The sequence below is a fragment of the Streptomyces mutabilis genome, from assembly GCF_014649815.1.
In the GTDB taxonomy this organism is placed as follows: domain Bacteria; phylum Actinomycetota; class Actinomycetes; order Streptomycetales; family Streptomycetaceae; genus Streptomyces; species Streptomyces mutabilis.
Map to the genome: position 1 here is coordinate 1 of NZ_BMTT01000033.1, position 22789 is coordinate 22789.

Below are 22789 nucleotides of genomic sequence, written 5' to 3' on the forward strand. Positions count from 1 at the left end.
CCCGAGTCCAAGATCGTGGAGACCCTCATCGAGGAGGCCATGAAGATCGCCGAGCAGATGGAGGCCGACGGCGTGACCTCCGGCGAGCCCTCGGTGTCCGTCGCGGGCTGATCCACCTCCGCTCCTGCCGCGTCGCCCCGGGGGGCGGCGCGGCATATTCGTGGCAGGTACAGTGCGGAGACCAGCAGATCTCAGGGTGAGGCCCCCGCACGTGTTGACGCAGACCACCTCCCGCGTGCTCGAACCGAGCGACCTGGACGCCGCGCTCGCCGTCCTCGACCGTGAGCCGGTCGCGAACGCCTTCGTGACCGCCCGGGTGCAGATCGCCGGCCTCGACCCGTGGCGTCTCGGCGGCGAGATGTGGGGCTGGTACGAGCACGGCATGCTGACGTCCCTGTGCTACGCGGGCGCCAACCTCGTCCCCATCTGCGCCACCCCGCGCGCCGTCCGCGCCTTCGCCGACCGCGCCCGGCGGGCCGGCCGCCGCTGTTCCTCCATCGTCGGCCCCGCCGACACCACCGCCCAGCTGTGGCGGCTCCTCGAACCCGGCTGGGGCCCCGCTCGCGAGGTCCGCGCCCACCAGCCCCTCATGGTCGCCGACCACCTCCCCGCCGACATCGCCCCCGACCCGTACGTCCGCCGCGTCCGCAAGGACGAGATGGAGCGGATCATGCCGGCCTGCGTGGCGATGTTCACCGAGGAGGTCGGCATCTCCCCGCTGGCCGGCGACGGCGGCCTCCTCTACCAGGCCCGGGTCGCCGAACTCGTCGGCTCCGGCCGCTCCTTCGCCCGCTTCGACACCGACGGCAAGGTCGTCTTCAAGGCCGAGATCGGCGCCGCCACCGACCACGCCTGCCAGATCCAGGGCGTGTGGGTGGCCCCCGAGTACCGGGGCAGGGGCCTCGCGGCACCGGGCATGGCGGCGGTGCTGCGCTACGCCTTGGCGGACGTCGCCCCCGTGGTGAGCCTGTACGTCAACGACTTCAACACGGCGGCCCGACGCACGTACCGAAGGGTGGGCTTCCAAGAGGTGGGCGCCTTCATGAGCGTGCTGTTCTGAAGCCGTCGCCCCCGAGGCGCGGGGGACCGGGCACACCACCGAAAGGCCCCTGTAGGCTCCCCGCCATGGACGTCGTGATCGGCCCGCTGGACCTCTCCGCCCACGTCGACGAGGCCCTGGCCGTCCAGGCCGCCGCCTTCGGACTCGGCCCCGACGAGGTCGCCGTCCGGCGCCAGATCGTCCTGCGTCACATGACCTACCCCGGGGCCCGAGCTCTCGGCGCCACCGCCGACGGCGACCTCGTCGGCTTCGTCTACGGCATGCCCAACGACCGCTCCCACTGGTGGTCCACCGTCGTCGAGCCCTACCTCCGCGCCCAGGGCAACGACGCCTGGCTCGACGACGCCTTCGTCATCACCGAACTCCACGTCCATCCGGCCCACCAGAAGCACGGCCTGGGCCGCTCCCTGATCACCACGATCACCGACGCCGCCGCCCAGCCCCGCTCGATCCTCTCCGCGATCGACACCGAGAGCCCGGCCCGCGGCCTCTACCGCTCCCTCGGCTACCAGGACCTCGCCCGCCGGGTCCTCTTCCCCAGCGCCCCCAAGCCGTACGCGGTGATGGGGGCCCCGCTCCCGCTGCGCAGGCGGTCACCGGCCGGTCGATAACCGATTTCCACCGCACCGGACCACCCGGCTAACCTCCTAGCACCACCCTTACGCAGCAGGAGACACGAGAACCATGGCCAACGCACAGGTCCAGCGCATGTCGAAGTTGATGGCGAAGACGCTGCGCGACGACCCGGCGGACGCCGAGGTCCTCAGCCACAAACTGCTGGTCCGCGCCGGGTACGTGCGCCGCACCGCCGCCGGTCTGTGGAGCTGGCTGCCGCTCGGCAAGAAGGTCCTCGGCAACGTCGAGCGCATCGTCCGCGAGGAGATGGACGCCATCGGCGCCCAGGAGGTCCAGCTCCCCGCCCTGCTGCCGCGCGAGCCGTACGAGGCCACCGGCCGCTGGGAGGAGTACGGTCCCGAACTCTTCCGGCTCCAGGACCGCAGGGGCGGCGACTACCTCCTCGGCCCCACCCACGAGGAGATCTTCACCCTCCTGGTGAAGGACCAGGTGTCCTCCTACAAGGACCTGCCCGTCATCCTCTACCAGATCCAGAACAAGTACCGCGACGAGGCCCGCCCCCGGGCCGGCATCCTGCGCGGCCGCGAGTTCCTGATGAAGGACTCCTACTCCTTCGACGTCGCCGACGAGGGCCTCGCCGAGTCCTACGCCCTGCACCGCGCCGCCTACCAGCGCATCTTCGAGCGCCTGGGCCTCGACTACCGCATCTGCGCCGCGACCGCCGGCGCGATGGGCGGCTCCAAGTCCGAGGAGTTCCTGGCCCCCGCCGAGGCCGGCGAGGACACCTTCGCGGACTGCCCGAACTGCGACTTCGCCGCCAACACCGAGGCGATCACCTACGCGCTGACGCCGGTGGACGCGACCGACGCACCCGCCGCCGAGGACATCCCGACCCCCGACACCCCGACCATCGAGACCCTGGCCGCCTCCCTCGGCGTCCCGGCCTCCGCCACCCTGAAGAACCTCCTGGTCAAGGTGGACGGCGAAATCGTCGCCGTGGGCGTCCCCGGCGACCGCGAGGTCGACATGGACAAGGTCGAGGCCCACTTCGCCCCGGCCGCCGTCGAACTGGTCACCGCCGAGGACTTCGCCGGCCGCCCCGACCTGGTCCGCGGCTACGTCGGCCCCCAGGGCCTCGGCGAGAAGGTCAAGTACATCGCCGACCCCCGCGTGGCGCCGGGCACCGCCTGGATCACGGGTGCCAACAAGGAGCACACGCACGCCAAGAACGTCGTCGCCGGCCGCGACTTCGAGGTCGACGCGTACGTCGACGTCGTGGTCGTCCGCGAGGGCGACCCCTGCCCGAAGTGCGGCACCGGCCTCAAGCTGGACCGCGCCATCGAGATCGGCCACATCTTCCAGTTGGGCCGCAAGTACACCGACGCCCTCAAGCTCGACGTCCTCGGCCAGAACGGCAAGCCTGCCCGCGTCACCATGGGCTCCTACGGCATCGGCGTCTCCCGCGCGGTGGCCGCCCTCGCCGAGCAGCACGCCGACGAGAAGGGCCTCGTCTGGTCCAAGGAGGTCGCCCCGGCCGACGTCCACGTCGTCGCCGCCGGCAAGGCCCTGCAGACCGAGCTGGCCCTGGAGGTCTCCGAGAAGCTGTCCGCCGCCGGCGTCCGCGTCCTGGTGGACGACCGCGCGGGCGTCTCCCCGGGCGTCAAGTTCACCGATGCCGAGCTGATCGGCGTCCCGCAGATCCTGGTCGCCGGCCGTCGTTCCGCCGAGGGCGTGGTCGAGCTGAAGGACCGCCGCACCGGCGAGCGCGAGGAAGTAACGGTCGAAGAGGCCATCACCCGCCTCACCAACTGACCTGCCCGCCCCGGGGGTGGGCGACGCTCACCCCCACTGGCGCGTCGCACCCGAGGCGCGAGGCCCGGCGCCTCCCTGCGCACCCGGCGTGGGTGTGGGCGCGGGAGCGGGTGTCGCGGCCCGGCATTGCGGGGTACCTCCCCCACGCTCGGCTTCGCCCCCACGCTCGGCTTCGCTCGCGCGGGAGGGGCCCCCACCGCCCACCCGTGCCGCCCCTGAGGGGGCACCTCCCAGGCCGTTCAGGCACTGGGGGAGGCACGACTGCCCGCAGCTGCGCGGGTGCGGCGGCACCCGCCGCTGGGGCGGCAGGCGTCGGCCCGCACCCGCCGGGGCGGCGCGGGGGCCGGTCGGTCGCGCACCCGCGTGGACGAGACAGCCGCGTACGGCGGGATTGGGACGTGACGGGGGTGTCCGCCCGCAGCGGTTGGCGCGTCCGCGCCGTTCGCCCCCGTAACCGACCGATTCCGCGCCGTTTCCGAGGACGGACACCCCTCGGCGCGGCCCCGACCCACCACCGAACCGACGCTACCCGCACTCCCACCGGACCCGCACAGGCCGCCGCAGGCACCCCGCTCAACCGCCGGAGGCACCCCTCACAGCCAGCCCGCGAACTCCAACAACAACTCCGCGTCCTGCTCCCGCCCCACCCGCCGGGCCCGCACCCCCGACTCCACGGCCCGGAACAGCGTCCACCCCCGCAGCCGCTCCTGATCCACCTCCAGTGACTCCGCGAGCCGCTTGATCCGGCGCCGGGTCGTCGAGGCCCCCGAGGGCTGCGCGACGAGGTCCTCCACCCGGTCCCGCACCAGCCGCGCCAGATCGAAGGCGCTCTCGCCGACCACCGGGTCGGGCCCCACGGCCAGCCACGGCATCCGGTCCCCGGCGAGAACCTTGCTCTGCCGGAACGTGCCGTGCAGAAGCCGCTCCTCAGGAACCCCGGCCAGCAACTCCCCGCGCACCGCGACCGCCGCGTCGACCAGCGGCGCCACCTCCGGGTCGGTCACCGCGCCCGCCCGCATCGTCTCCGCCTGCCGCCCGGTCCGCTCCGCCACGGTCTCGAAGGGATGACCGGTGGGCGGCTCCACCCACAGCCGGCGCAGCGTCCCCGCGGCCTCCAGCAGCGCCTTCGACTCGGGCAACGACCGCACCGATACGTCCGGATGCAGCCGCTCCAGCAGCAGCACGCCCTCCGTACCGTCCGGCTCGTCGAGCAACTGCACGGCGCCCAGCCCGTTCCAGTGGGCGAGCGCGGCCCGCTCGCTCTCCGGCCGCGCCCGGCGCGGGGCCAGCTTCAGCACGGCCGGCGTCCCGTCCGACCTGCGCACCAGGACGACCAGGCTGCTGCGCCCGCCGGGCACCTGCACCCGCTCCACGGTCAGCTCGCGCAGCTCCACGGCCCGCTCGGCCGCCGCGGGCAGCTTCTCCAACCAGTCGTCACCGTCCGGTGCCGTCTCACCGAGCGCCCTGACCAGACGCCGCGGCGGTTCGAAAGCCATGCGCGAGCCGTTCCCTTCCCGTACGGGCAGCCGTACGTGTTACGCAGTCGGTGTCGCCGAGGCCGAGGTTCCCGAGGCCGGCCCCTGCCCGGCCGACGAACCGGCCCGCTCGGCGAGCCCAGGGAAGGCTACGCTCCCGCCCCGCCAGCGCACCGCCCGGACCGCCGCCTCGCGCAGCGCCCCGGCCGCAGCCGCGCGCCGGTCGCCGTCGGCGGCCCGCACCAGGTCGGAGTAGACACCGGCCACCCGGTCCTCCAGCTCCGCCGCCAGCCGCACCGCCGACGCGGAGTCCGGCACCTCGAAGGGCAGCGCGTATCCGGCCGCCGCCGCGACCGGCTTCGCGCCGAGATCGGACACGTCGCGCGCCAAGGCGTCCCGTCGCGCCCGGTGGGCGTCGTACGCCGTCCGAGCCTCGCCGCGCCGTTCCTCGCCGACGCGCCCGCCGACGACCCCGTAGCCGTACACGGCCGCGTGCTCCGCCGCCAGCGCCGCCTGGAGGGCGTCCAGTTCCCGGTCCTCAGCCTCGCTCACCCGTCACCCTCCGTCAGCAGATACACGTGCGCCGCCCCGGCCGCCGCCACCGAGGCGAGCAGCCGCGCCAGCTCGCCCGGCACCTCCGCCAGCGCCCCGGTCCGCCGGTCGGTCAGCTCTCGTTCGGCGGCGGCGAGCAGGGCCAGGGCGTCCCTCTCGCTCGCGGGCACGGCACCGGAGCCGTCCTCCGGCCCCGCGGCCCGCGCGGACACCGAGGGCGACGCGTCCGGGGAGGACGCCCGCACGGCACCGAACGCCTCCGCGTGCCGCACGACCTCCTCCCGCAGCGGCCGCAGCCGCTCCGCCAGCCCCGGATGTGCGGCGATCACCGCCGTGTACCGCCCGGCCAGCGACTCGCTGTCCCGCGCCGCACGCGCGCGTGCCCGCTTCGCCGCGGACGGACCGCCGCCCTGGTCACCGGATTCGGAGCCGCCGGAACAGCCGACGAGCAGCGCGGCCCCGGCGGCCGACGCGAGCAGGCTCCTTCTGCGCGGCCCCGAGGGCAGGCGCGGCGATGCGGGAAGCGACACGGCAGACGTCCTCGACGGGCTCGTACGGATACGGAGGCGACAGCGGAGCAAAACGGCGGCGGAGCGGCGGGCGGCGCGAACGGGAACCCGCGGTGCGGCCTGCCCGTGATCACGGTACCCGGGCCCCGGCCGGGCACCACCCATCGGCACCGCCGAGCCGGGGTGGACGGCAACACCCTCCGGGACCGGATACCCTTTGACCAGACACGAGCACCGTCCCACAACAGCACACGCGGCCGAGGAGTCACCCGGATGAGCACCACCCAGAGCGACAGGCTGCGAGAGCTGCTCGAGCCGCTCGTCGCCTCCCAGGGACTGGACCTCGAGGAGATCGCGGTGGACTCGGTCGGCCGCAAGCGCGTGCTGCGTGTGGTCGTCGACTCCGACACCGGTGCCGACCTGGACCGGATCGCCGATGTGAGCCGCGCGCTCTCGGCGAAGCTCGACGAGACCGACGCGATGGGCAGCGGGGAGTACACCCTGGAGGTCGGCACCCCGGGCGCCGAGCGCTCCCTCACCGAGCACCGCCACTTCGTGCGCGCCACGCACCGCATGGTGCGGTTCCAGCTCCACGAGGGCGGCGAGCTCGTCGCCCGCATCCTGGGCGTCGACGACGAGGGACTCGACGTCGAGGTCCCCGGAGTCAAGGGGCGCAAGGCCACCACCCGCCGAATCGCCTTCGGCGACATCGACAAGGCACGCGTCCAGGTCGAGTTCAACCGCAAGGACGACGGCGGCGACACGGCCTCCGGGAACAACAGCAAGAACAACAGCATGAACACAACGGAAGAGGAGGAGGCGTAGCCGTGGACATCGACATGAGCGCCCTGCGGGGTTTGGTCCGGGAGAAGGAGATCTCCTTCGACCTGCTGGTCGAGGCGATCGAGTCGGCCCTCCTCATCGCCTACCACCGCACCGAGGGAAGCCGTCGGCACGCGCGCGTGGAACTCAACCGGGACACCGGACATGTGACCGTGTGGGCGAAGGAGGACCCCGACGACCTCGAGGAGGGCCAGGCGCCCCGCGAGTTCGACGACACCCCGTCCGACTTCGGCCGCATCGCCGCCACCACCGCCAAGCAGGTCATCCTGCAGCGGCTGCGCGACGCCGAGGACGACGCGACGCTCGGTGAGTACGCCGGCCGCGAGGGCGACATCGTCACCGGCGTCGTCCAGCAGGGCCGCGACCCGAAGAACGTGCTGGTCGACATCGGCAAGCTGGAGGCCATCCTGCCGGTGCAGGAGCAGGTGCCCGGCGAGACCTACCCGCACGGCACGCGGCTGCGTTCGTACGTCGTCCGCGTCGCCAAGGGCGTGCGCGGCCCGTCCGTCACGCTGTCCCGCACGCACCCCAACCTGGTGAAGAAGCTCTTCGCCCTGGAAGTGCCCGAGATCGCCGACGGTTCGGTGGAGATCTCCGCGATCGCCCGCGAGGCCGGTCACCGCACCAAGATCGCCGTGCGCTCCACCCGCTCGGGGCTGAACGCCAAGGGCGCCTGCATCGGCCCGATGGGCGGCCGGGTGCGCAACGTCATGGGGGAGCTGAACGGCGAGAAGATCGACATTGTCGACTGGTCGGACGACCCGGCCGAGATGGTGGCGAACGCGCTCTCTCCGGCCCGCGTCTCCAAGGTGGAGGTCGTGGACCTGGCGGCCCGCTCGGCCCGCGTGATCGTGCCGGACTACCAGCTGTCGCTGGCCATCGGCAAGGAGGGCCAGAACGCCCGCCTCGCGGCCCGGCTGACCGGCTGGCGGATCGACATCCGCCCGGACACCGAGCAGCCCTCGGACCAGTCGTCCGGCGGGCACGGGGAATAGATCCAAGCCGCACGACGCTGAGATCACGACAGTCTTGTGTGCGGCGTGTGTTCGATTCTTGCCCCAATGGGGTGAGGTCGGTCCGGGGAGGTAGACTTAGGAGTGTCTGGCCGGACACGTACCCGAGCACGCCCTGAGCGCACCTGCGTGGGGTGCCGGGAGCGATCGGTCAAGAGCGAGCTGCTGCGCACCGTGGCGGTCGAGGGTGAATGTGCCCCCGATCCGCGCGGTACGCTGCCCGGCCGGGGTGCGTACGTGCACCCCGTGCCGGTCTGTGTCGACCAGGCAGTGCGCCGCAAGGCGTTCCCGCGGGCGCTCCGCGTCCCGGGTCCGCTCGACGTAAAGGCGTTGCGCCGCTACGTCGAGCAGGCACAAGGTTGCTGACAGCAGCATGTAGGCAACGTGCTAAGGAAGACGTGCCGCACGGAACCCCGTGCGGACTGGTACCTCGCGAGTCGAAAGCAGGTCGAGATTGCGATGAGCACTCGATGAGTACGCGATGAGTACGCCCATGAACTAGCGACGGTCCGGACGCAACCCGGACCTCAGAGGAGCGAAGTGGCTAAGGTCCGGGTATACGAACTCGCCAAGGAGTTCGGTGTGGAGAGCAAGGTCGTCATGGCCAAGCTCCAGGAACTCGGTGAATTCGTCCGTTCGGCGTCTTCGACGATCGAAGCGCCCGTAGTACGCAAGCTGACAGACGCCTTCCAGCAGGGTGGCGGCAACGGCCGGTCCGCCGGTCGTCCCGCGGCGCCGAAGAAGGCTGCCCCCAGGCCGTCGGCGCCCTCCCCGGCGCAGGCGGCCCGCCCGGCTGCGCCCCGTCCGGGTCCCGCGGCTCCGGCGGCACCGGCGGCTCCCAAGCCCCCGGCCGCCCAGCAGCCCGAGGCTCCGTCGGCCCCCGCGCCGGCGCCGTCCCAGGGTCCGCGCCCCACGCCGGGCCCCAAGCCCGCTCCGCGTCCGGCCCCGGCCGCCCCGGAATTCACCGCTCCGCCGTCGGCGCCGGCCGCTTCGTCCCAGGCTCCGGCCGGTCCGAAGCCCGGTGGCGCGCGTCCCGGTGCCCCCAAGCCCGGCGGCGCCCGTCCGTCCGGTCCGGGTCAGGACCGGGGTCAGCAGGGCGGCCAGGGCCGTCCCGGTGGCCAGCGTCCCGGCGCCCCGGGCCAGCGTTCCGGCGGCCGTCCCGGCGGTCCGCGTCCGGGCAACAACCCCTTCACGTCCGGCGGCAACGCCGGCATGGCGCGCCCGCAGGCGCCCCGTCCGCAGGGCGGTCCGCGTCCGGGCGGTCCCGGTGCCCCCGGCGCCGGTCCCCGTCCGCAGGCCCCCGGCCAGGGCGGCGGCGGTCCCCGTCCCCAGGCTCCGGGCGGCAACCGTCCGAGCCCGGGCTCGATGCCGCGTCCGCAGGGCGGCGGCGCCGGTCCCCGTCCCGGCGGCGGTCCGCGTCCGAACCCCGGCATGATGCCGCAGCGTCCCGCTGCCGGTCCGCGTCCCGGCCCCGGTGGTGGCGGTCGCGGTCCCGGCGGTGCCGGTCGTCCCGGCGGCGGCGGCGGTCGTCCGGGCGGCGGCGGCTTCGCCGGTCGTCCCGGCGGCGGTGGCGGCGGTCGTCCCGGTGGCGGCGGCGGTTTCGCCGGTCGTCCCGGCGGTGGCGGCGGCTTCGGTGGCGGCGGTGGCCGTCCCGGCTTCGGCGGCCGTCCCGGCGGCCGCGGTGGCACGCAGGGTGCCTTCGGTCGTCCCGGCGGTCCCGCGCGTCGCGGTCGCAAGTCGAAGCGGCAGAGGCGCCAGGAGTACGAGGCCATGCAGGCCCCGTCGGTCGGCGGCGTGATGCTGCCTCGCGGCAACGGCGAGACCATTCGCCTGTCGCGCGGTGCTTCGCTCACCGACTTCGCGGAGAAGATCAACGCCAACCCGGCGTCGCTCGTCGCGGTCATGATGAACCTCGGCGAGATGGTCACCGCGACCCAGTCCGTCTCCGACGAGACGCTCCAGCTCCTCGCGGACGAGATGAACTACACGGTTCAGATCGTCAGCCCGGAGGAGGAGGACCGCGAGCTGCTCGAGTCCTTCGACCTGGAGTTCGGCGAGGACGAGGGCTCCGAGGAGGACCTGGTCGTCCGTCCGCCGGTCGTGACCGTCATGGGTCACGTCGACCACGGTAAGACCCGACTGCTCGACGCCATCCGCAAGACGAACGTCATCGCGGGCGAGGCCGGCGGCATCACCCAGCACATCGGTGCCTACCAGGTCGCGACCGAGGTCAACGAAGAAGAGCGCAAGATCACCTTCATCGACACCCCGGGTCACGAGGCGTTCACCGCCATGCGTGCCCGTGGTGCTCGGTCGACCGACATCGCGATCCTGGTCGTCGCGGCCAACGACGGCGTCATGCCGCAGACGGTCGAGGCGCTCAACCACGCCAAGGCGGCCGAGGTCCCGATCGTCGTCGCGGTCAACAAGATCGACGTCGAGGGCGCCGACCCGACCAAGGTGCGCGGTCAGCTGACCGAGTACGGCCTGGTGGCCGAGGAGTACGGCGGCGACACCATGTTCGTCGACATCTCCGCCAAGCAGGGTCTGAACATCGACTCCCTGCTGGAGGCCGTGGTCCTCACCGCGGACGCCTCGCTCGACCTGCGGGCCAACCCGAACCAGGACGCGCAGGGCATCTCGATCGAGTCCCGTCTCGACCGCGGCCGCGGTGCCGTGGCGACGGTCCTCGTCCAGCGAGGCACCCTGCGGGTCGGCGACACGATGGTGGTGGGCGACGCCTACGGCCGCGTCCGCGCCATGCTCGACGACAACGGCAACAACGTCGCCGAGGCCGGTCCGTCGACTCCGGTCCAGGTCCTGGGCCTGACCAACGTCCCGGGCGCCGGTGACAACTTCATCGTGGTCGAGGAGGACCGTACGGCCCGCCAGATCGCGGAGAAGCGCGCCGCCCGTGAGCGCAACGCCGCGTTCGCCAAGCGCACGCGCCGCGTGTCGCTGGAGGACCTGGACAAGGTGCTCAAGGCCGGCGAGGTCCAGCAGCTGAACCTGATCATCAAGGGTGACGCTTCCGGTTCGGTCGAGGCCCTCGAGTCCTCGCTGCTCCAGCTGGACGTCGGCGAAGAGGTCGACATCCGCGTCCTGCACCGCGGCGTCGGTGCGGTCACGGAGTCCGACATCGACCTGGCGATGGGCTCCGACGCCATCGTGATCGGCTTCAACGTGCGCGCCGCCGGGCGTGCGCAGCAGATGGCCGAGCGCGAGGGTGTGGACGTCCGGTACTACTCGGTCATCTACCAGGCGATCGAGGAGATCGAGGCGGCCCTCAAGGGCATGCTCAAGCCGGAGTACGAAGAGGTCGAGCTCGGTACGGCGGAGATCCGCGAGGTCTTCCGCTCGTCCAAGCTGGGCAACATCGCGGGTGTCCTCATCCGCTCCGGCGAGGTCAAGCGCAACACCAAGGCGCGCCTCCTGCGCGATGGCAAGGTCATCGCGGAGAACCTCAACATCGAGGGTCTGCGTCGCTTCAAGGACGACGTCACCGAGATCCGGGAAGGCTTCGAGGGCGGTATCAACCTCGGGAACTTCAACGACATCAAGGTCGACGACGTCATCGCGACGTACGAGATGCGCGAGAAGCCGCGGGTGTAAGCACCCCGACTTCCGAGGCGGTCCGGTCCGGGGCCGGTCGGCGGAGAGCAATATCCGTCGATCGGCCCCGGCCGTTCGTTGTACGGTTCTGATGTCCCCGCCCGTGGATGGCGGGGCCATCGATCCCGGACCGGCGGGTGAACCGGTTGCACATGTATGTGGGGACGCTGTCCTTCGACCTCCTCCTCGGCGACGTACATTCGCTGAAGGAGAAGCGCTCCGTCGTCCGCCCGATCGTCGCCGAGCTCCAGCGGAAGTACGCGGTGAGCGCGGCGGAGGTGGATCACATGAACCTCCATCGCCGGGTCGTGATCGGCCTGGCCATGGTGTCCGGCGACGCCGGGCACCTCAGTGACGTACTCGACCGGTGCGAACGGCTGGTGGCCGGCCGGCCCGAGGTGGAACTGCTGTCCGTCAGGCGGCGCTTCCACGGCGAAGACGACTGACCCACAGAACACAGAGAAGAAAGAACGGGAGACGGACCAGTGGCCGACAACGCGCGGGCGAAAAGGCTGGCGGACCTCATCCGAGAGGTGGTGGCCCAGAAGCTGCAGCGCGGGATCAAGGACCCGCGGCTCGGCTCGCACGTCACCATCACGGACACCCGGGTCACGGGTGACCTGCGGGAGGCGACCGTCTTCTACACGGTGTACGGGGACGAAGAGGAGCGGGCGGCCGCGGCCGCCGGCCTGGAGAGCGCGAAGGGCATCCTGCGCTCCGAGGTCGGCAAGGCGGCGGGCGTGAAGTTCACGCCGACCCTGGCCTTCGTCATGGACGCCCTCCCGGACACCGCCCGGAACATCGAGGACCTCCTCGACAAGGCACGCCAGTCCGACGCCAAGGTGCGCGAAGCCTCCGCGGGCGCCGCGTACGCCGGTGAGGCGGACCCGTACCGCAAGCCGGGCGAGGACGACGAAGAGGCCGACGAGACGGACGACACCGCTAAATGACCGAGAAGCACACCACGCCCGACGGCCTTGTCATCGTCGACAAGCCGTCGGGCTTCACCTCGCACGACGTCGTCGCCAAGATGCGGGGCATCGCCCGCACCCGGCGCGTCGGGCACGCCGGTACGCTCGACCCGATGGCGACGGGCGTCCTGGTCCTCGGTGTGGAGCGGGCGACCAAGCTCCTCGGGCACCTCGCGCTCACCGAGAAGGAGTACCTGGGCACCATCAGGCTCGGGCAGACGACGCTGACCGACGACGCCGAGGGCGAGATCACGAGGTCGTTGGACGCCTCGAAGGTCACCCGGGACGCCGTCGACGCCGCCGTCGCCAAGCTGACCGGCGACATCATGCAGGTGCCGTCCAAGGTCAGCGCCATCAAGATCAACGGCGTGCGCTCCTACAAGCGGGCGCGCGAGGGCGAGGAGTTCGAGATCCCCGCCCGCCCCGTCACCGTCTCCTCCTTCGCGGTGTACGACGTCCGGGACGCCGTCGCCGAGGACGGCACCCCCGTGACCGATCTGGTGGTCTCGGTGGTCTGCTCCTCCGGCACCTACATCCGGGCCCTGGCCCGGGACCTCGGCGCCGACCTGGGCGTCGGCGGCCACCTCACCGCGCTGCGCCGAACCCGCGTCGGCCCCTACAAACTGGACGCCGCCAAGACGCTGGACCAGCTCCAGCAGGAGTTGACCGTCATGCCCGTCGCGGACGCGGCCCGTGCCGCCTTCCCGCAGTGGAAGGTGGACACCAGGCGTGCCCGGCTCCTCCTCAACGGCGTGCGGCTGGAGATGCCCGACGAGTACGCGGGCGCCGGTGCCGTCGCCGTCTTCGACCCGGAGGGCCGCTTCTTCGCGCTCGTGGAGGAACAGAAGGGCAAGGCCAAGAGCCTGGCCGTCTTCGGCTGAGCCGGTCCGCCGAAGGGCTTGTCCGTGGAGCGGCGACCACGGGGACTTCCACCGCCGCCGCTCCACGGCCCCCCTCGGTTCCCCCACCCTCTAGGTTGTATCCAACCCTCCCCGCCTGTTCACCCGTCCGGGCAGGCGCTCGGAGTGAACTGGGGGAGTGGAAGGGGGCGCTTTCGTGAAGCGACCTGTCCCGCTGATCATCAGGCGCTTACCGTCGAACACACAGCACGGGTGTACGGCGGGGAGGTGCGACGATGGGGTCGCGGAACCGGTCCCGGGAGGCGGGAAGCGGCAGAGTGGTACGGGGGTCCGCGCAGGGCATCGGGGACCCGCACGACGGACCATCGGCGCGGGCGACCCCGTCGACCGGACACCCGCCCGACGACGCCCTGGTCCGCGTCCACGACCTCGCCGGCCGCCCCCGCGGCACCGGCTTCGTCGCCGACCACCACGGCACGGTCGTCACCGGTCACGAAGCGGTCGACGGCCTGTCCCGGCTCGTGCTGAGCACAGCCGACGACCGCCGCCGCGTCGTGGCCGCCGCCGACGTCACCCCGCTGCCCGCCCTCGGACTGGCACTCGTCCGCGCCGGGGGGCTCGGCGTGCCCCCGCTGCCCGTCACCACGCGGAACAGGGTCGAGGTCGGGGCGTACGTCCGGATCGCCGCCGGCGGCTGGCGGGAGGCCCGGGTGCTGGGCACCACCGACGTCCACTACGCGGCCACCGACCGCTTCCACCGCGTCCGTGACGCGCTGGAGCTGGCGGTCGGCATCTCGGGCCGGGACGCCCTGCGGCTGGGCGGCGGAGCGGCCGGCGGACCGGTGCTCGACCCGACGACCGGCGCGGTCCTCGGGGTCATCGGCACCGCGCTGAGCTCCGGACACAGCGACGTCGGCTTCGCCGTCCCCCTGCCGCACGCCCCCGGCCCCCTCGCCGACCTGCTCGCCGAGAACGCGGCGACGGTCCCGGCCTACGGCGCCGACCTCAACCTGGCCGGCGTACTGGCCCTCACGGCGACCCAGGTCGGGCAGGACGGCCCACCGGGGACGCCGGCGGGGGGTGGGGCGACGGACGCGCGTGCCGGGGTGGGCGGGAGCGACGGCCCGAGGGCCGACGGCGGGCCCTGTAACGGCGCCGGCCCGGTGGAGCCGGTCGAACGCACCGGCGTGATCCGGGAGTTCAACGCCTTCACCGAGCCCCGCGCCCGTGCCCGGGTCCTCGGGCTCGTCGGCGCACCCGGCAGCGGCCGTACGACCGAGCTGGCCGCCCTCGCCGCCCGCCGCTCCCGGGGCACGGAGCCGGCGCCCACCCTGTGGCTGCGCGGCGCCGATCTGCAGGACGACGACATGTCGGTGGCGGACGCGGTCCGCAGGGCGCTGGCCCGGGCCGCCCGCATCGTGGCCGCCTCCGCCCGCTCCCGCCCCGCCGGTCTCGGCGACATCACCCCGGAGCGCCTGGCACACCTCGCGCACACCGCCGGGCGCCCCCTCCTGCTCCTCCTCGACGGCCCCGAGGAGATGCCGCCCGTCCTGGCCCACCGCCTCCCCGAGTGGACCGAGGGCACGGCGGCATGGCTGGCGGAGACGGGGGCCCGGCTCGTGGTGGCCTGCCGAGTCGAGTACTGGGAGCTGGCCGGGGCGGAGTTCCCGCGGGAGCTGTTGTACGCAGAGGGCACGTCCGCGTCGGCCGCGCCGTGGGCCGGGCCGGTCCTCGGCGGCGGATGCTCCTGGCCGGACGTGACACCGCAGCCGTGCATCGGGCCGGGCGGCGACGGCGTCGGCGACCGCCTCGGCGACAGCGACCGCACCGCGTGGCGGGCACCCGCCGCAGGGCCGTCCTCCGGGACGGAACCCCCCGAGCTTCCGCACGGGGCGCACGCCCCCGAGCTGCCGCACGAAGCGGAGCATCCCGAGCCCGCGTCCGCGGCGGCCGGTGTGGGAAGCCCGCCCTGCGTCCGCCTCGGCGACCTGTCGGACGAGGAGGCCCGTGAGGCGCACGCACGCTACCGGGTACCGGAAGGCGCGCTCGCCGACCCCGACGCCCGGCACCCCCTCACCCTCCGCCTGCTCGCGGAGGTCCACCGGGCCATGCCCGGAGCGCCTCCTCCCGTCCGCGTCGACCGGGACGCGGTCTTCACGGCCTACCTGGACCTGGTCTGCCTGCGCGTCGCGGACCGGCTGGCCCGGGAGAACGGCCTGCACGGCACCGGCGTACGCCGTCGGCTCGCGGCCAAGGTCTCCGGACAGGTGCACGAGGCGGCCCGGCGCAGCCTGGGCCCCGGACAGGGCGAGCTGGACCGGGAGTCGTTCGAGGCGGTGTTCCCGTGGGGGCAGGCCCCGGCGCGGCTCGGCGGCTGCACCGGCTGGGCGGCGGCCGTCCTCGCCGAAGGCCTCCTCGTACCCGTCGGCAACGGCTACCGCTTCGCCCACGAGGAACTCGCCGACTGGATCCAAGGCACCCACCTCGACCTGGACGAGGCCCTGCGCGCCCTCGTCCACCGCGGCGGCACCCCGCGGCACGCGCCCGCCCTCCCCGTGCCGCACCACCGCATCGGACCCGTCGTCGAAGCCGTGCTGCTCCTCGCCCGGCAGCACGGCATCCCCCAACTCGCCCTGACCCTCGAGGAGCTGGTGAACGCCCTCGACGCCGACCCGTACTCCTGGTGGGCCGCCCGGCTGCTCACCGAGGTGCTGACGCGCGTGCCCGACGCCACGCCGTACACGGACGTGCTGCGGCTGCTCGCCGACGGCATCGCTGAGCGGAGCGGCGAAGGACCGTGCGCTCACGGGGAGTTCGGGCCGGCCTTCTGGACCGCCCTGCGACTTCCTGAGGCCACGCGCCTGGACCTGCTGCGCCGCCTCGTCCTCGCCGACGGCCCCCCGCGCGAACCCGGCCCCCGCCACCTCGACACGGTCGCCCGGCTGCTCGCCGCCGACCCCGCGACCGTGCAACCGCTCCTCGCCCGCTGGTTCGACGACGACCGGCCGCTCCCCGCGACCCCGCACGCCACCGTCGCCACGGCAGCCCAGGCACTGCTGCACACCCACCGCCACCGCGGCCTGGACACCCTCACCGAGGCACTCGCCGACAGCACGCACCGGCGGGCCGACGAACTGCTCGCCGTACTGGCCGAGGAGGAGCCCTCCGCTCTCTGCCGGGCCGTCGAACGCTGGGCGCGCGACGAGCGGCCGGAGCGGCGGGCGGCGGCAGTCACCCACGGCCTGCGCACCGCCCCGCACGCCCGCACCGGCGCCGACCGCACCCTGCTCCGCCACACGGCCCTGCTCCTGCTCGCCGGTCCCGCCGACGAACCGCTGCACGGCGGGGCCCTCGCCCTGCTCGTCATGGACCCCGGCAGCCGCGACCGCCACCTCGCGCGGGCCCTCGGCCGGTTCGCGGCGGGCGACCCGTACTTCCCGCCGAGCGCGGTGGCCGCCGCCCTGCCGACCCACCCGGAGCCCGTCCTCGACGCCTTCCGGGCCAGGCTGCGCGGACCCGACGCCGGGGAGGCGCTGCGCAGACTCGCCGACGCCACCACACCCGCGTTGGCCCACCGGGTGGCCGTACTCGTCGGGGAGGCCGTCACGGAGCGCCCCGAAACCGCCGGGCACGTGGCCGCCTACGTCGACCGGCGCCTCGACGACGACCCGGCGGCCCGCGCCGTGCTCCACCCCCTGGTCACCGGTCTGCTGGACGCCGGTCCGGAGCCGGTGCGGGCCGCGCTCGCCGGAGTTCTCGCCGCCGACGGAAGCCCGGTCCGCGGCCTGCTCCGCCACGAGCTGCGCGAACACCTCCTGACCCACGAGCAGGCCCCGGCCGTGCTCGACGCGTTGCTGCACGCGGCCGCCCAGTGCGGCGGCGAGGGCCAGCGCGCCCTGGTCCACCGCACCGGCCGGCTCCTCGTGCGCACCCCGGCCGGCGCCACCCGCTTCGACCGGGGCCTGGTCGACCTGGCCCGGCACCTGCCGGGTTTCGCCGCTCGCGTGACCGACTGGCTGGCCGACGCACCCGAGGACTGGGCCGCGCTGGTGGGCCCCAGCGCACGTCGCACCATCGAGGGCCTGGCGGGCGCCCGGGTCCCCGCGTGACCGCCCAGGCCCGTACGGCGTCTCCCGGCCAGCACCGCGCGGCGTGCACCCGGTCACAGCCCCCATGCCGATGCGGGCGCGAGACGGGTGGCATGGCACTCTTAGAGCTGCGTAAGAGGCATCGACTCCGACGAGTTTGCGACAAGGAGCAGACACAGTGCAGCGCTGGCGTGGCTTGGAGGACATCCCCGAGGACTGGGGACGCAGCGTCGTCACCATCGGCTCCTACGACGGGGTCCACCGGGGGCACCAGCTGATCATCAAGCACGCCGTCGACCGCGCCCGTGACCTGGGCGTCCCGGCAGTCGTCGTCACCTTCGACCCGCACCCCAGCGAGGTCGTCCGCCCCGGCAGCCACCCGCCGCTGCTCGCCCCGCACCACCGGCGCGCCGAACTGATGGCGGACCTGGGCGTGGACGCGGTACTGATTCTGCCCTTCACCACCGAGTTCTCGAAGCTGTCCGCGGCCGACTTCGTGGTCAAGGTCCTGGTCGACAGACTGCGCGCCAAGGCGGTCGTCGAGGGCCCCAACTTCCGCTTCGGCCACAAGGCCGCCGGGAACGTCGACTTCCTCACCGAGCAGGGCAGGGTCTACGACTTCGAGGTCGAGGTCGTGGACCTGTACGTGACCGGTGAGGCGGGCGGCGGCGAGCCGTTCTCCTCCACCCTGACCCGCCGCCTGGTCGCCGAGGGCGACGTCGGGGGTGCCGCGGAGATCCTCGGCCGGCCGCACCGCGTCGAGGGCGTCGTCGTCCGGGGCGCCCAGCGCGGCCGTGAACTGGGCTTTCCCACGGCCAACGTCGAGACCCTCCCGCACACCGCCATTCCGGCCGACGGCGTCTACGCCGGCCTGCTGCACGCCCAGGGTGAGATGATGCCGGCCGCGATCTCCGTCGGCACCAACCCCCAGTTCGAGGGCACCGAGCGCACGGTGGAGGCGTACGCGATCGACCGCGTGGGCCTCGACCTGTACGGGCTGCACGTCGCCGTCGACTTCCTGGCCTTCGTACGCGGGCAGGCGAAGTTCGACACGCTGGACGCGCTGCTGGACCAGATGGGCGAGGACGTCGAGAAGTGCCGGGAGATCATCGCGGCGCACACCGGTCGCCACTGAGAACCACGGCAGCGGCCCGCCATGCCGGGCGTGAGGCCGCCGCCATGCCTCGCCGGGGGCCGACGCCGCGTGGCCCGGTGCACGTGCGGGCCGCGGGCCGCATCCGACGCTCGCCCCACGACAGCCGCACCGCCGCGCACACCGTACGAAGGCCCCGCCGCATGGCCGGTCGGCCGACCGCGAGCGGCGGGCACTCCGCGCCCGCCGCGGGGCGCGCGTCAGCCCGGCCGCACGGCCGCCCCGCCCCCGGCCTCACCCCCGGCCGTCGCCTCGACCGCCCGGGCCCGCGCCCAGTGGCAGGCGACCTGGGAAGCGCCGTCGCCGCGCAGGATCTCCAGGTTCCCGTCACGGCAGGCGTCGGCGACCCCGGCGCGTGCGGCTTCGCCCCCCGCCAGTACCTGACAGCGGACGTGAAAGCGGCAGCCGGTGGGGATGCGCGAGGGGTCGGGCGGTTCGCCGGTCAGCACGACGGGGCTGCCCGGTGCCTTTGGCAGGACGGACAGCAGGGCCTGGGTGTACGGGTGCCGGGGCGCCGTCAGCACCTGCTCCACCGTACCGGTCTCGACGATACGGCCGAGGTACATCACCGCGACCCGGTCGGCGATGTTCCACGCCAGCCCCAGGTCGTGGGTCACCACCAGCGCGGACAGGCCCAGCTCGGTACGCAGCCGCAGCAGCAGCGCCAGGATCTCCCCGCGCACCGACGCGTCGAGGGACGCCACCGGCTCGTCGGCGACCAGCAACTCCGGCTCAAGGACGAGCGCGCCCGCGATGACCACCCGCTGGCGCTGACCGCCGGACAGCTCGTGGGGGTACCGCAGGAAGAAGCGCTCCGGCGGGCGCAGCCCGGCACGGGACAGGGCCTCGGCCACCGCCGTCCGCTCGTCCCCCGGGTGACGGTGGATACGCAGGCCCTCGGCGACGATGTCGTACACCGTGTGCCGGGGATTCAGCGAGCCGCTCGGGTCCTGGAGGACCAGCTGGGCCCGCTTGCGGTACGCCTTCAGCGCGCGTGAGGAGAGCTCGAGCGGCGCGCCGTCGAAGACGATGCGGCCCCCGGTCGGCCGGACGAGGCCGAGCAGGCTCCGGGCGAGCGTCGTCTTGCCGCAGCCCGACTCGCCGACCAGCGCGACGATCTCGCCCCGCCGGACGTCGAGGTCGACCCCGTCCACGGCCCTGGCGGGCGGCGCGCCGCCCCGGCCGGGGAAGGCGACGTGCAGCCCCTGGACGCTCAGCAGTTCGGGCTCGGTGCTCGTCATGAGGTGCGGCTCCTCACTTCCTCGTCCCGTGCCGACGGTGTCCCGCCGGAGGCCTCGTTCCCCGGGAGCGGTGTGCCGGCGTCGGAGCCCACGTGGACGCAGGCCGCCCGCCGGTCCGCCCCCGCCTCCCGCAACGGCTGGTCCTCCGTGGCGCAGACGTCCAGCGCGACCGGACACCTGGGGTGGAAGGCGCACCCCGACGGCACCGCCGCCGGGTCGGGCGGGTCACCCGGCAGCCCGCGCGGCGCGAACCGGGAGCCCGGGTCCCCGATCCTCGGGAAGGCCCCCGACAGCGCCCGGCCGTAGGGGTGCAGGGCGTCCTCGTAGACCTGCCGGGCCGGGCCCTCCTCCACGATCCGGCCCGCGTACATCACCGCGAGCCGGTCGCAGGTGTCGGCCAGCACGGCGAGGTCGTGACTGATCATGATCAGGCCGACGTCCTGCTCGCCGACCAGGCCCTCGATCAGCCGCAGGATCTGCGCCTGGATCATCACGTCGAGTGCCGTGGTGGGCTCGTCGGCGACGATCAGACGCGGTTCACAGGCCAGCGCCATCGCGATCATCACGCGCTGGCGCTGTCCGCCGGACAGTTCGTGCGGGTAGGCCCGCGCCCGCGCCGCCGGGAGGCCCACCTGCTCCAGCAGCTCACCGGTCCGCTTCCGCGCGCCGGCCGCTGTGGCCCTGCGGTGCAGCAGGATCGGCTCGGCGATCTGGTCCCCGACGCGGTGCACGGCGTTCAGCGAGTGCATGGCGCCCTGGAAGACGATCGACGCCCCCGCCCAGCGCACCGCCCGCACCCGGCCCCACTTCATGGCCAGTACGTCCTCACCGTCCAGCAGGATCTCCCCGCCGACCCGGGCCCCGGCCGGCAGCAGCCGCAGCAGCGCCAGCGCCAGGGTGGACTTGCCGCAGCCGGACTCGCCCGCGACACCGAGTTTCTCGCCGGCCGCCAGGGTCAGGCCGGCCCCGCGCACGGCCGCCGCACCTCCGGGATACGTCACCCTCAGGTCGCGGACCTCGAGCAGACTCAACGGGACACCCCCAGCCTGGGATTGAGCACGGCCTCCACCGCACGTCCGCACAGCGTGAACGCCAGCGCCACCGCCGCGATCCCGACGCCCGGCGGCATCAGGTACCACCAGTCGCCGGAACTCACCGACCCCGCCTCCCGCGCGTCCTGCAGCAGCCCGCCCCAGGACACGACCGTCGGATCACCGAGCCCGAGGAAGGCCAGGGTCGCCTCGGCCAGGATCGCCGAGGAGATGATCAGGGTCGTCTGGGCCAGCACCAACGGCATGACGTTGGGCAGCACGTGCCGGGACATGATGTGCCAGTGCCCGCCCCCGAGCGCCTTCGCGCGTTCGATGTACGGCCTGGACTCCACCGCCAGTGTCTGCGCCCGCACCAGCCGGGCCGTGGTGGGCCAGGTGGTCACGCCGATCGCCAGCACGATCGTGCCGAGCGAACGGGACAGGACCGTCGCCAGCACGATGGCGAGCACCAGCGTCGGCATCACCAGGAACCAGTCCGTGATCCGCATCATCACCGTGGCGTACCAGCCGCGGAAGTGCCCGGCCGTGATCCCGATGAGCGCGCCGATCGTCACGGACAGCGCGGCGGCGAGCAGCCCGACGAGCAGCGAGACGCGAGAGCCCCAGACCAGCAGGCCGAGCAGGCTCCGCCCGAACTGGTCGGTGCCCAGCGGGAACTGTCCGCTCGGGCTCTCCAGCGGCCGGCCCGGCGCGTCGGTCACGCTCTCCACGTCCGACCCTACGGTCAGTGGCGCGGTCAGCGCGACGAGCACGAACAGCACCAGCGCCGCCAGTCCGAACACGCCGGCGCGGTGCCTGCGGAACTCCCGCCAGAACCGCGCGACCGAGGCTCGGCGCCGCCGCCGGGCGAGCGCGCGCGGACCGGGCGCCGCCGGTCCCTCGGTGGTCCCGGCGATCGCGTCGCTCGCGGTGGTCTCGGCTTTCTCGGCGGTCATCGGCCCACCCTCGGATCGAACAGCGGATACAGCAGGTCGGCCAGGGTGTTCATCAGGATCACCGCCGCGGCGAAGACGAAGAACAGCCCCTGCACGAGCGGCAGATCGGGCACGCTGAGTGCCTGGTAGAACAGCCCGCCCAGCCCCGGCCAGGAGAACACCGTCTCGACGAGGATGACACCGGCCACCGTCCGGCCGAGGTTGACGAAGACCAGCGTCACGGTCGGCAGCAGCGCGTTCGGCACGGCGTGCCTGCGCCGTACGAGGTCGTCCCGCAGCCCCTTGGCCCGAGCCGTCGTCAGATAGTCGCCGCCCATCTCGTCCAGCAGCGCCGATCGCGTGACCAGCAGCGTCTGCCCGTACTCCACCGCGACCAGCGTCACCACCGGGAGCACGAGGTGGTGGGCGACATCGACGACGTAGGCGAACCCCTCCTCGCCGCCCGACTCCATGCCCCCGGTCGGGAACAGGCCCGGGATCGGGTCCACCCCCACCGACAGGACGATGATGAGCAGCAGGCCCAGCCAGAAGGACGGGACGGAGTACAAGGTCAGCGCCAGCCCCGTGTTCAGCCGGTCGCCGAGCCGGCCGTGCCGCCACGCCGAGCGGGTGCCGAGGAACGCGCCCAGCGCGGTGTACAGCACGAAGGCCGTACCGGTGAGCAGCAGCGTGTTCGGCAACGCCTCCGTGATCCTGTCGACGACGGGCGCGCGGAACTGGTACGACGTGCCCAGGTCCCCGGTCAGCGCCTTGCCGCAGTACTCCGTGAACTGCCGCCACAGCGGCAGGTCCAGCCCGAACTCCCTTCGGTAGACGGCGATCTGCTCGGCCGAGACCGGACGGCCACCGGTCATGAACTTCACCGGGTCGCCGGGGATCATCCGGAACAGGAAGAAACTGGTGACCAGGACGGCGAACAGCGAGACGACCGCTCCGGCCAGCTTGCCCGCCACGTACCGCGGATACGCGCGTCGCCCACGGGACGGGCCGGCGGCACGGCCGCCGGCCGGCGCGGGACCGGCCGGCGCGGACGCCAC

General features: G+C 73.5%; 19 protein-coding genes. 12 read left to right on the forward strand and 7 right to left on the reverse strand.

Translation table 11 applies throughout. The annotated features are described in order from the left end of the window. Positions 1–211: 211 nt before the first annotated feature. The 3 genes from IE142_RS33130 (at position 212) to IE142_RS33140 (ending at position 3448) form a co-directional block, all read left to right on the forward strand. Complete coding sequence (locus tag IE142_RS33130; RefSeq protein ID WP_043379282.1) at positions 212–1060, forward strand: GNAT family N-acetyltransferase; 849 nt, start codon at positions 212–214, stop codon at positions 1058–1060. A gap of 65 nt (positions 1061–1125) precedes the next feature. Further along, a complete protein-coding gene (locus tag IE142_RS33135) occupies positions 1126–1671 on the forward strand; it encodes a GNAT family N-acetyltransferase (RefSeq protein ID WP_043379279.1) in 546 nt (181 codons plus the stop codon). A gap of 73 nt (positions 1672–1744) precedes the next feature. Next, positions 1745–3448 carry a proline--tRNA ligase gene (locus IE142_RS33140; protein ID WP_191889165.1) on the forward strand — a complete coding sequence of 568 codons (1704 nt, stop codon included), beginning with the start codon at positions 1745–1747 and terminating at the stop codon, positions 3446–3448. Positions 3449–4041: 593 nt separating this feature from the next. On the opposite strand, the gene IE142_RS33145 is transcribed toward IE142_RS33140, so the two are convergent. Genes IE142_RS33145 through IE142_RS33155 form a run of 3 tightly spaced genes read right to left on the reverse strand, consistent with a single transcriptional unit; the run spans position 4042 to position 6005 of the window. Continuing rightward, positions 4042–4944 (reverse strand): aminoglycoside phosphotransferase family protein, encoded by a 903-nt coding sequence (locus IE142_RS33145; protein WP_191889166.1) that lies wholly within the window; start codon positions 4942–4944, stop codon positions 4042–4044. A gap of 39 nt (positions 4945–4983) precedes the next feature. Next, complete coding sequence (locus IE142_RS33150; RefSeq protein WP_100047828.1) at positions 4984–5475, reverse strand: DUF4439 domain-containing protein; 492 nt, start codon at positions 5473–5475, stop codon at positions 4984–4986. After that, complete coding sequence (locus IE142_RS33155) at positions 5472–6005, reverse strand: hypothetical protein (RefSeq protein ID WP_191889167.1); 534 nt, start codon at positions 6003–6005, stop codon at positions 5472–5474. The genes IE142_RS33150 and IE142_RS33155 overlap by 4 nt, the downstream gene beginning before the upstream one ends. Positions 6006–6257: 252 nt before the next feature. Here IE142_RS33155 and rimP point away from each other — a divergent pair, with 252 nt between their 5' ends. The 9 genes from rimP to IE142_RS33200 all read left to right on the forward strand — a co-directional run bounded on the left by rimP (position 6258) and on the right by IE142_RS33200 (position 18506). Further along, complete coding sequence (gene rimP / locus IE142_RS33160; protein WP_191889168.1) at positions 6258–6809, forward strand: ribosome maturation factor RimP; 552 nt, start codon at positions 6258–6260, stop codon at positions 6807–6809. Between the two features lie 2 nt (positions 6810–6811). Further along, positions 6812–7822 (forward strand): transcription termination factor NusA, encoded by a 1011-nt coding sequence (gene nusA / locus IE142_RS33165; RefSeq protein WP_100047831.1) that lies wholly within the window; start codon positions 6812–6814, stop codon positions 7820–7822. Between the two features lie 102 nt (positions 7823–7924). Further along, positions 7925–8206 carry a YlxR family protein gene (locus tag IE142_RS33170; protein ID WP_191889169.1) on the forward strand — a complete coding sequence of 94 codons (282 nt, stop codon included), beginning with the start codon at positions 7925–7927 and terminating at the stop codon, positions 8204–8206. A gap of 174 nt (positions 8207–8380) precedes the next feature. Continuing rightward, a complete protein-coding gene (infB, locus tag IE142_RS33175; protein WP_191889170.1) occupies positions 8381–11452 on the forward strand; it encodes a translation initiation factor IF-2 in 3072 nt (1023 codons plus the stop codon). A gap of 152 nt (positions 11453–11604) precedes the next feature. Then, positions 11605–11898 (forward strand): DUF503 domain-containing protein, encoded by a 294-nt coding sequence (locus tag IE142_RS33180; RefSeq protein WP_043379255.1) that lies wholly within the window; start codon positions 11605–11607, stop codon positions 11896–11898. 39 nt (positions 11899–11937) lie between these two features. Continuing rightward, entirely contained in the window at positions 11938–12402 is a 465-nt protein-coding gene (rbfA, locus tag IE142_RS33185; protein ID WP_043379253.1) for a 30S ribosome-binding factor RbfA, read from the forward strand. Continuing rightward, positions 12399–13304: a tRNA pseudouridine(55) synthase TruB gene (gene truB, locus IE142_RS33190; protein ID WP_191889171.1), complete on the forward strand. Its 906-nt coding sequence runs from the start codon at positions 12399–12401 to the stop codon at positions 13302–13304. Before rbfA ends, truB begins: the two co-directional genes overlap by 4 nt. 254 nt (positions 13305–13558) lie before the next feature. Beyond that, positions 13559–17392 carry a trypsin-like peptidase domain-containing protein gene (locus IE142_RS33195; RefSeq protein ID WP_191889172.1) on the forward strand — a complete coding sequence of 1278 codons (3834 nt, stop codon included), beginning with the start codon at positions 13559–13561 and terminating at the stop codon, positions 17390–17392. 157 nt (positions 17393–17549) lie between these two features. Continuing rightward, positions 17550–18506: a bifunctional riboflavin kinase/FAD synthetase gene (locus IE142_RS33200; protein WP_043379246.1), complete on the forward strand. Its 957-nt coding sequence runs from the start codon at positions 17550–17552 to the stop codon at positions 18504–18506. A 218-nt stretch (positions 18507–18724) separates the two neighbouring features. On the opposite strand, the gene IE142_RS33205 is transcribed toward IE142_RS33200, so the two are convergent. From IE142_RS33205 to IE142_RS33220, 4 genes are read right to left on the reverse strand one after another with little or no spacing between them, the layout of a single operon-like run. Next, complete coding sequence (locus tag IE142_RS33205; protein ID WP_191889173.1) at positions 18725–19765, reverse strand: ABC transporter ATP-binding protein; 1041 nt, start codon at positions 19763–19765, stop codon at positions 18725–18727. Beyond that, positions 19762–20796, reverse strand: coding sequence for an ABC transporter ATP-binding protein (locus IE142_RS33210; protein WP_191889174.1), 1035 nt, complete (start codon positions 20794–20796; stop codon positions 19762–19764). Before IE142_RS33210 ends, IE142_RS33205 begins: the two co-directional genes overlap by 4 nt. Further along, entirely contained in the window at positions 20793–21752 is a 960-nt protein-coding gene (locus tag IE142_RS33215) for an ABC transporter permease (RefSeq protein WP_191889175.1), read from the reverse strand. The genes IE142_RS33210 and IE142_RS33215 overlap by 4 nt, the downstream gene beginning before the upstream one ends. Next, positions 21749–22789: an ABC transporter permease gene (locus IE142_RS33220; RefSeq protein WP_191889176.1), complete on the reverse strand. Its 1041-nt coding sequence runs from the start codon at positions 22787–22789 to the stop codon at positions 21749–21751. The genes IE142_RS33215 and IE142_RS33220 overlap by 4 nt, the downstream gene beginning before the upstream one ends.

Bases quoted from the DNA above. Each gene is read 5' to 3' on its own strand.
- IE142_RS33135 (WP_043379279.1), top strand. From the start codon at position 1,126: ATGGACGTCGTGATCGGCCCGCTGGACCTCTCCGCCCACGTCGACGAG.
- IE142_RS33195 (WP_191889172.1), top strand. From the start codon at position 13,559: ATGGGGTCGCGGAACCGGTCCCGGGAGGCGGGAAGCGGCAGAGTGGTA.
- truB (WP_191889171.1), top strand. From the start codon at position 12,399: ATGACCGAGAAGCACACCACGCCCGACGGCCTTGTCATCGTCGACAAG.
- rimP (WP_191889168.1), top strand. From the start codon at position 6,258: ATGAGCACCACCCAGAGCGACAGGCTGCGAGAGCTGCTCGAGCCGCTC.
- IE142_RS33145 (WP_191889166.1), bottom strand. From the start codon at position 4,944: ATGGCTTTCGAACCGCCGCGGCGTCTGGTCAGGGCGCTCGGTGAGACG.
- IE142_RS33205 (WP_191889173.1), bottom strand. From the start codon at position 19,765: ATGACGAGCACCGAGCCCGAACTGCTGAGCGTCCAGGGGCTGCACGTC.
- IE142_RS33140 (WP_191889165.1), top strand. From the start codon at position 1,745: ATGGCCAACGCACAGGTCCAGCGCATGTCGAAGTTGATGGCGAAGACG.
- IE142_RS33215 (WP_191889175.1), bottom strand. From the start codon at position 21,752: ATGACCGCCGAGAAAGCCGAGACCACCGCGAGCGACGCGATCGCCGGG.
- IE142_RS33180 (WP_043379255.1), top strand. From the start codon at position 11,605: ATGTATGTGGGGACGCTGTCCTTCGACCTCCTCCTCGGCGACGTACAT.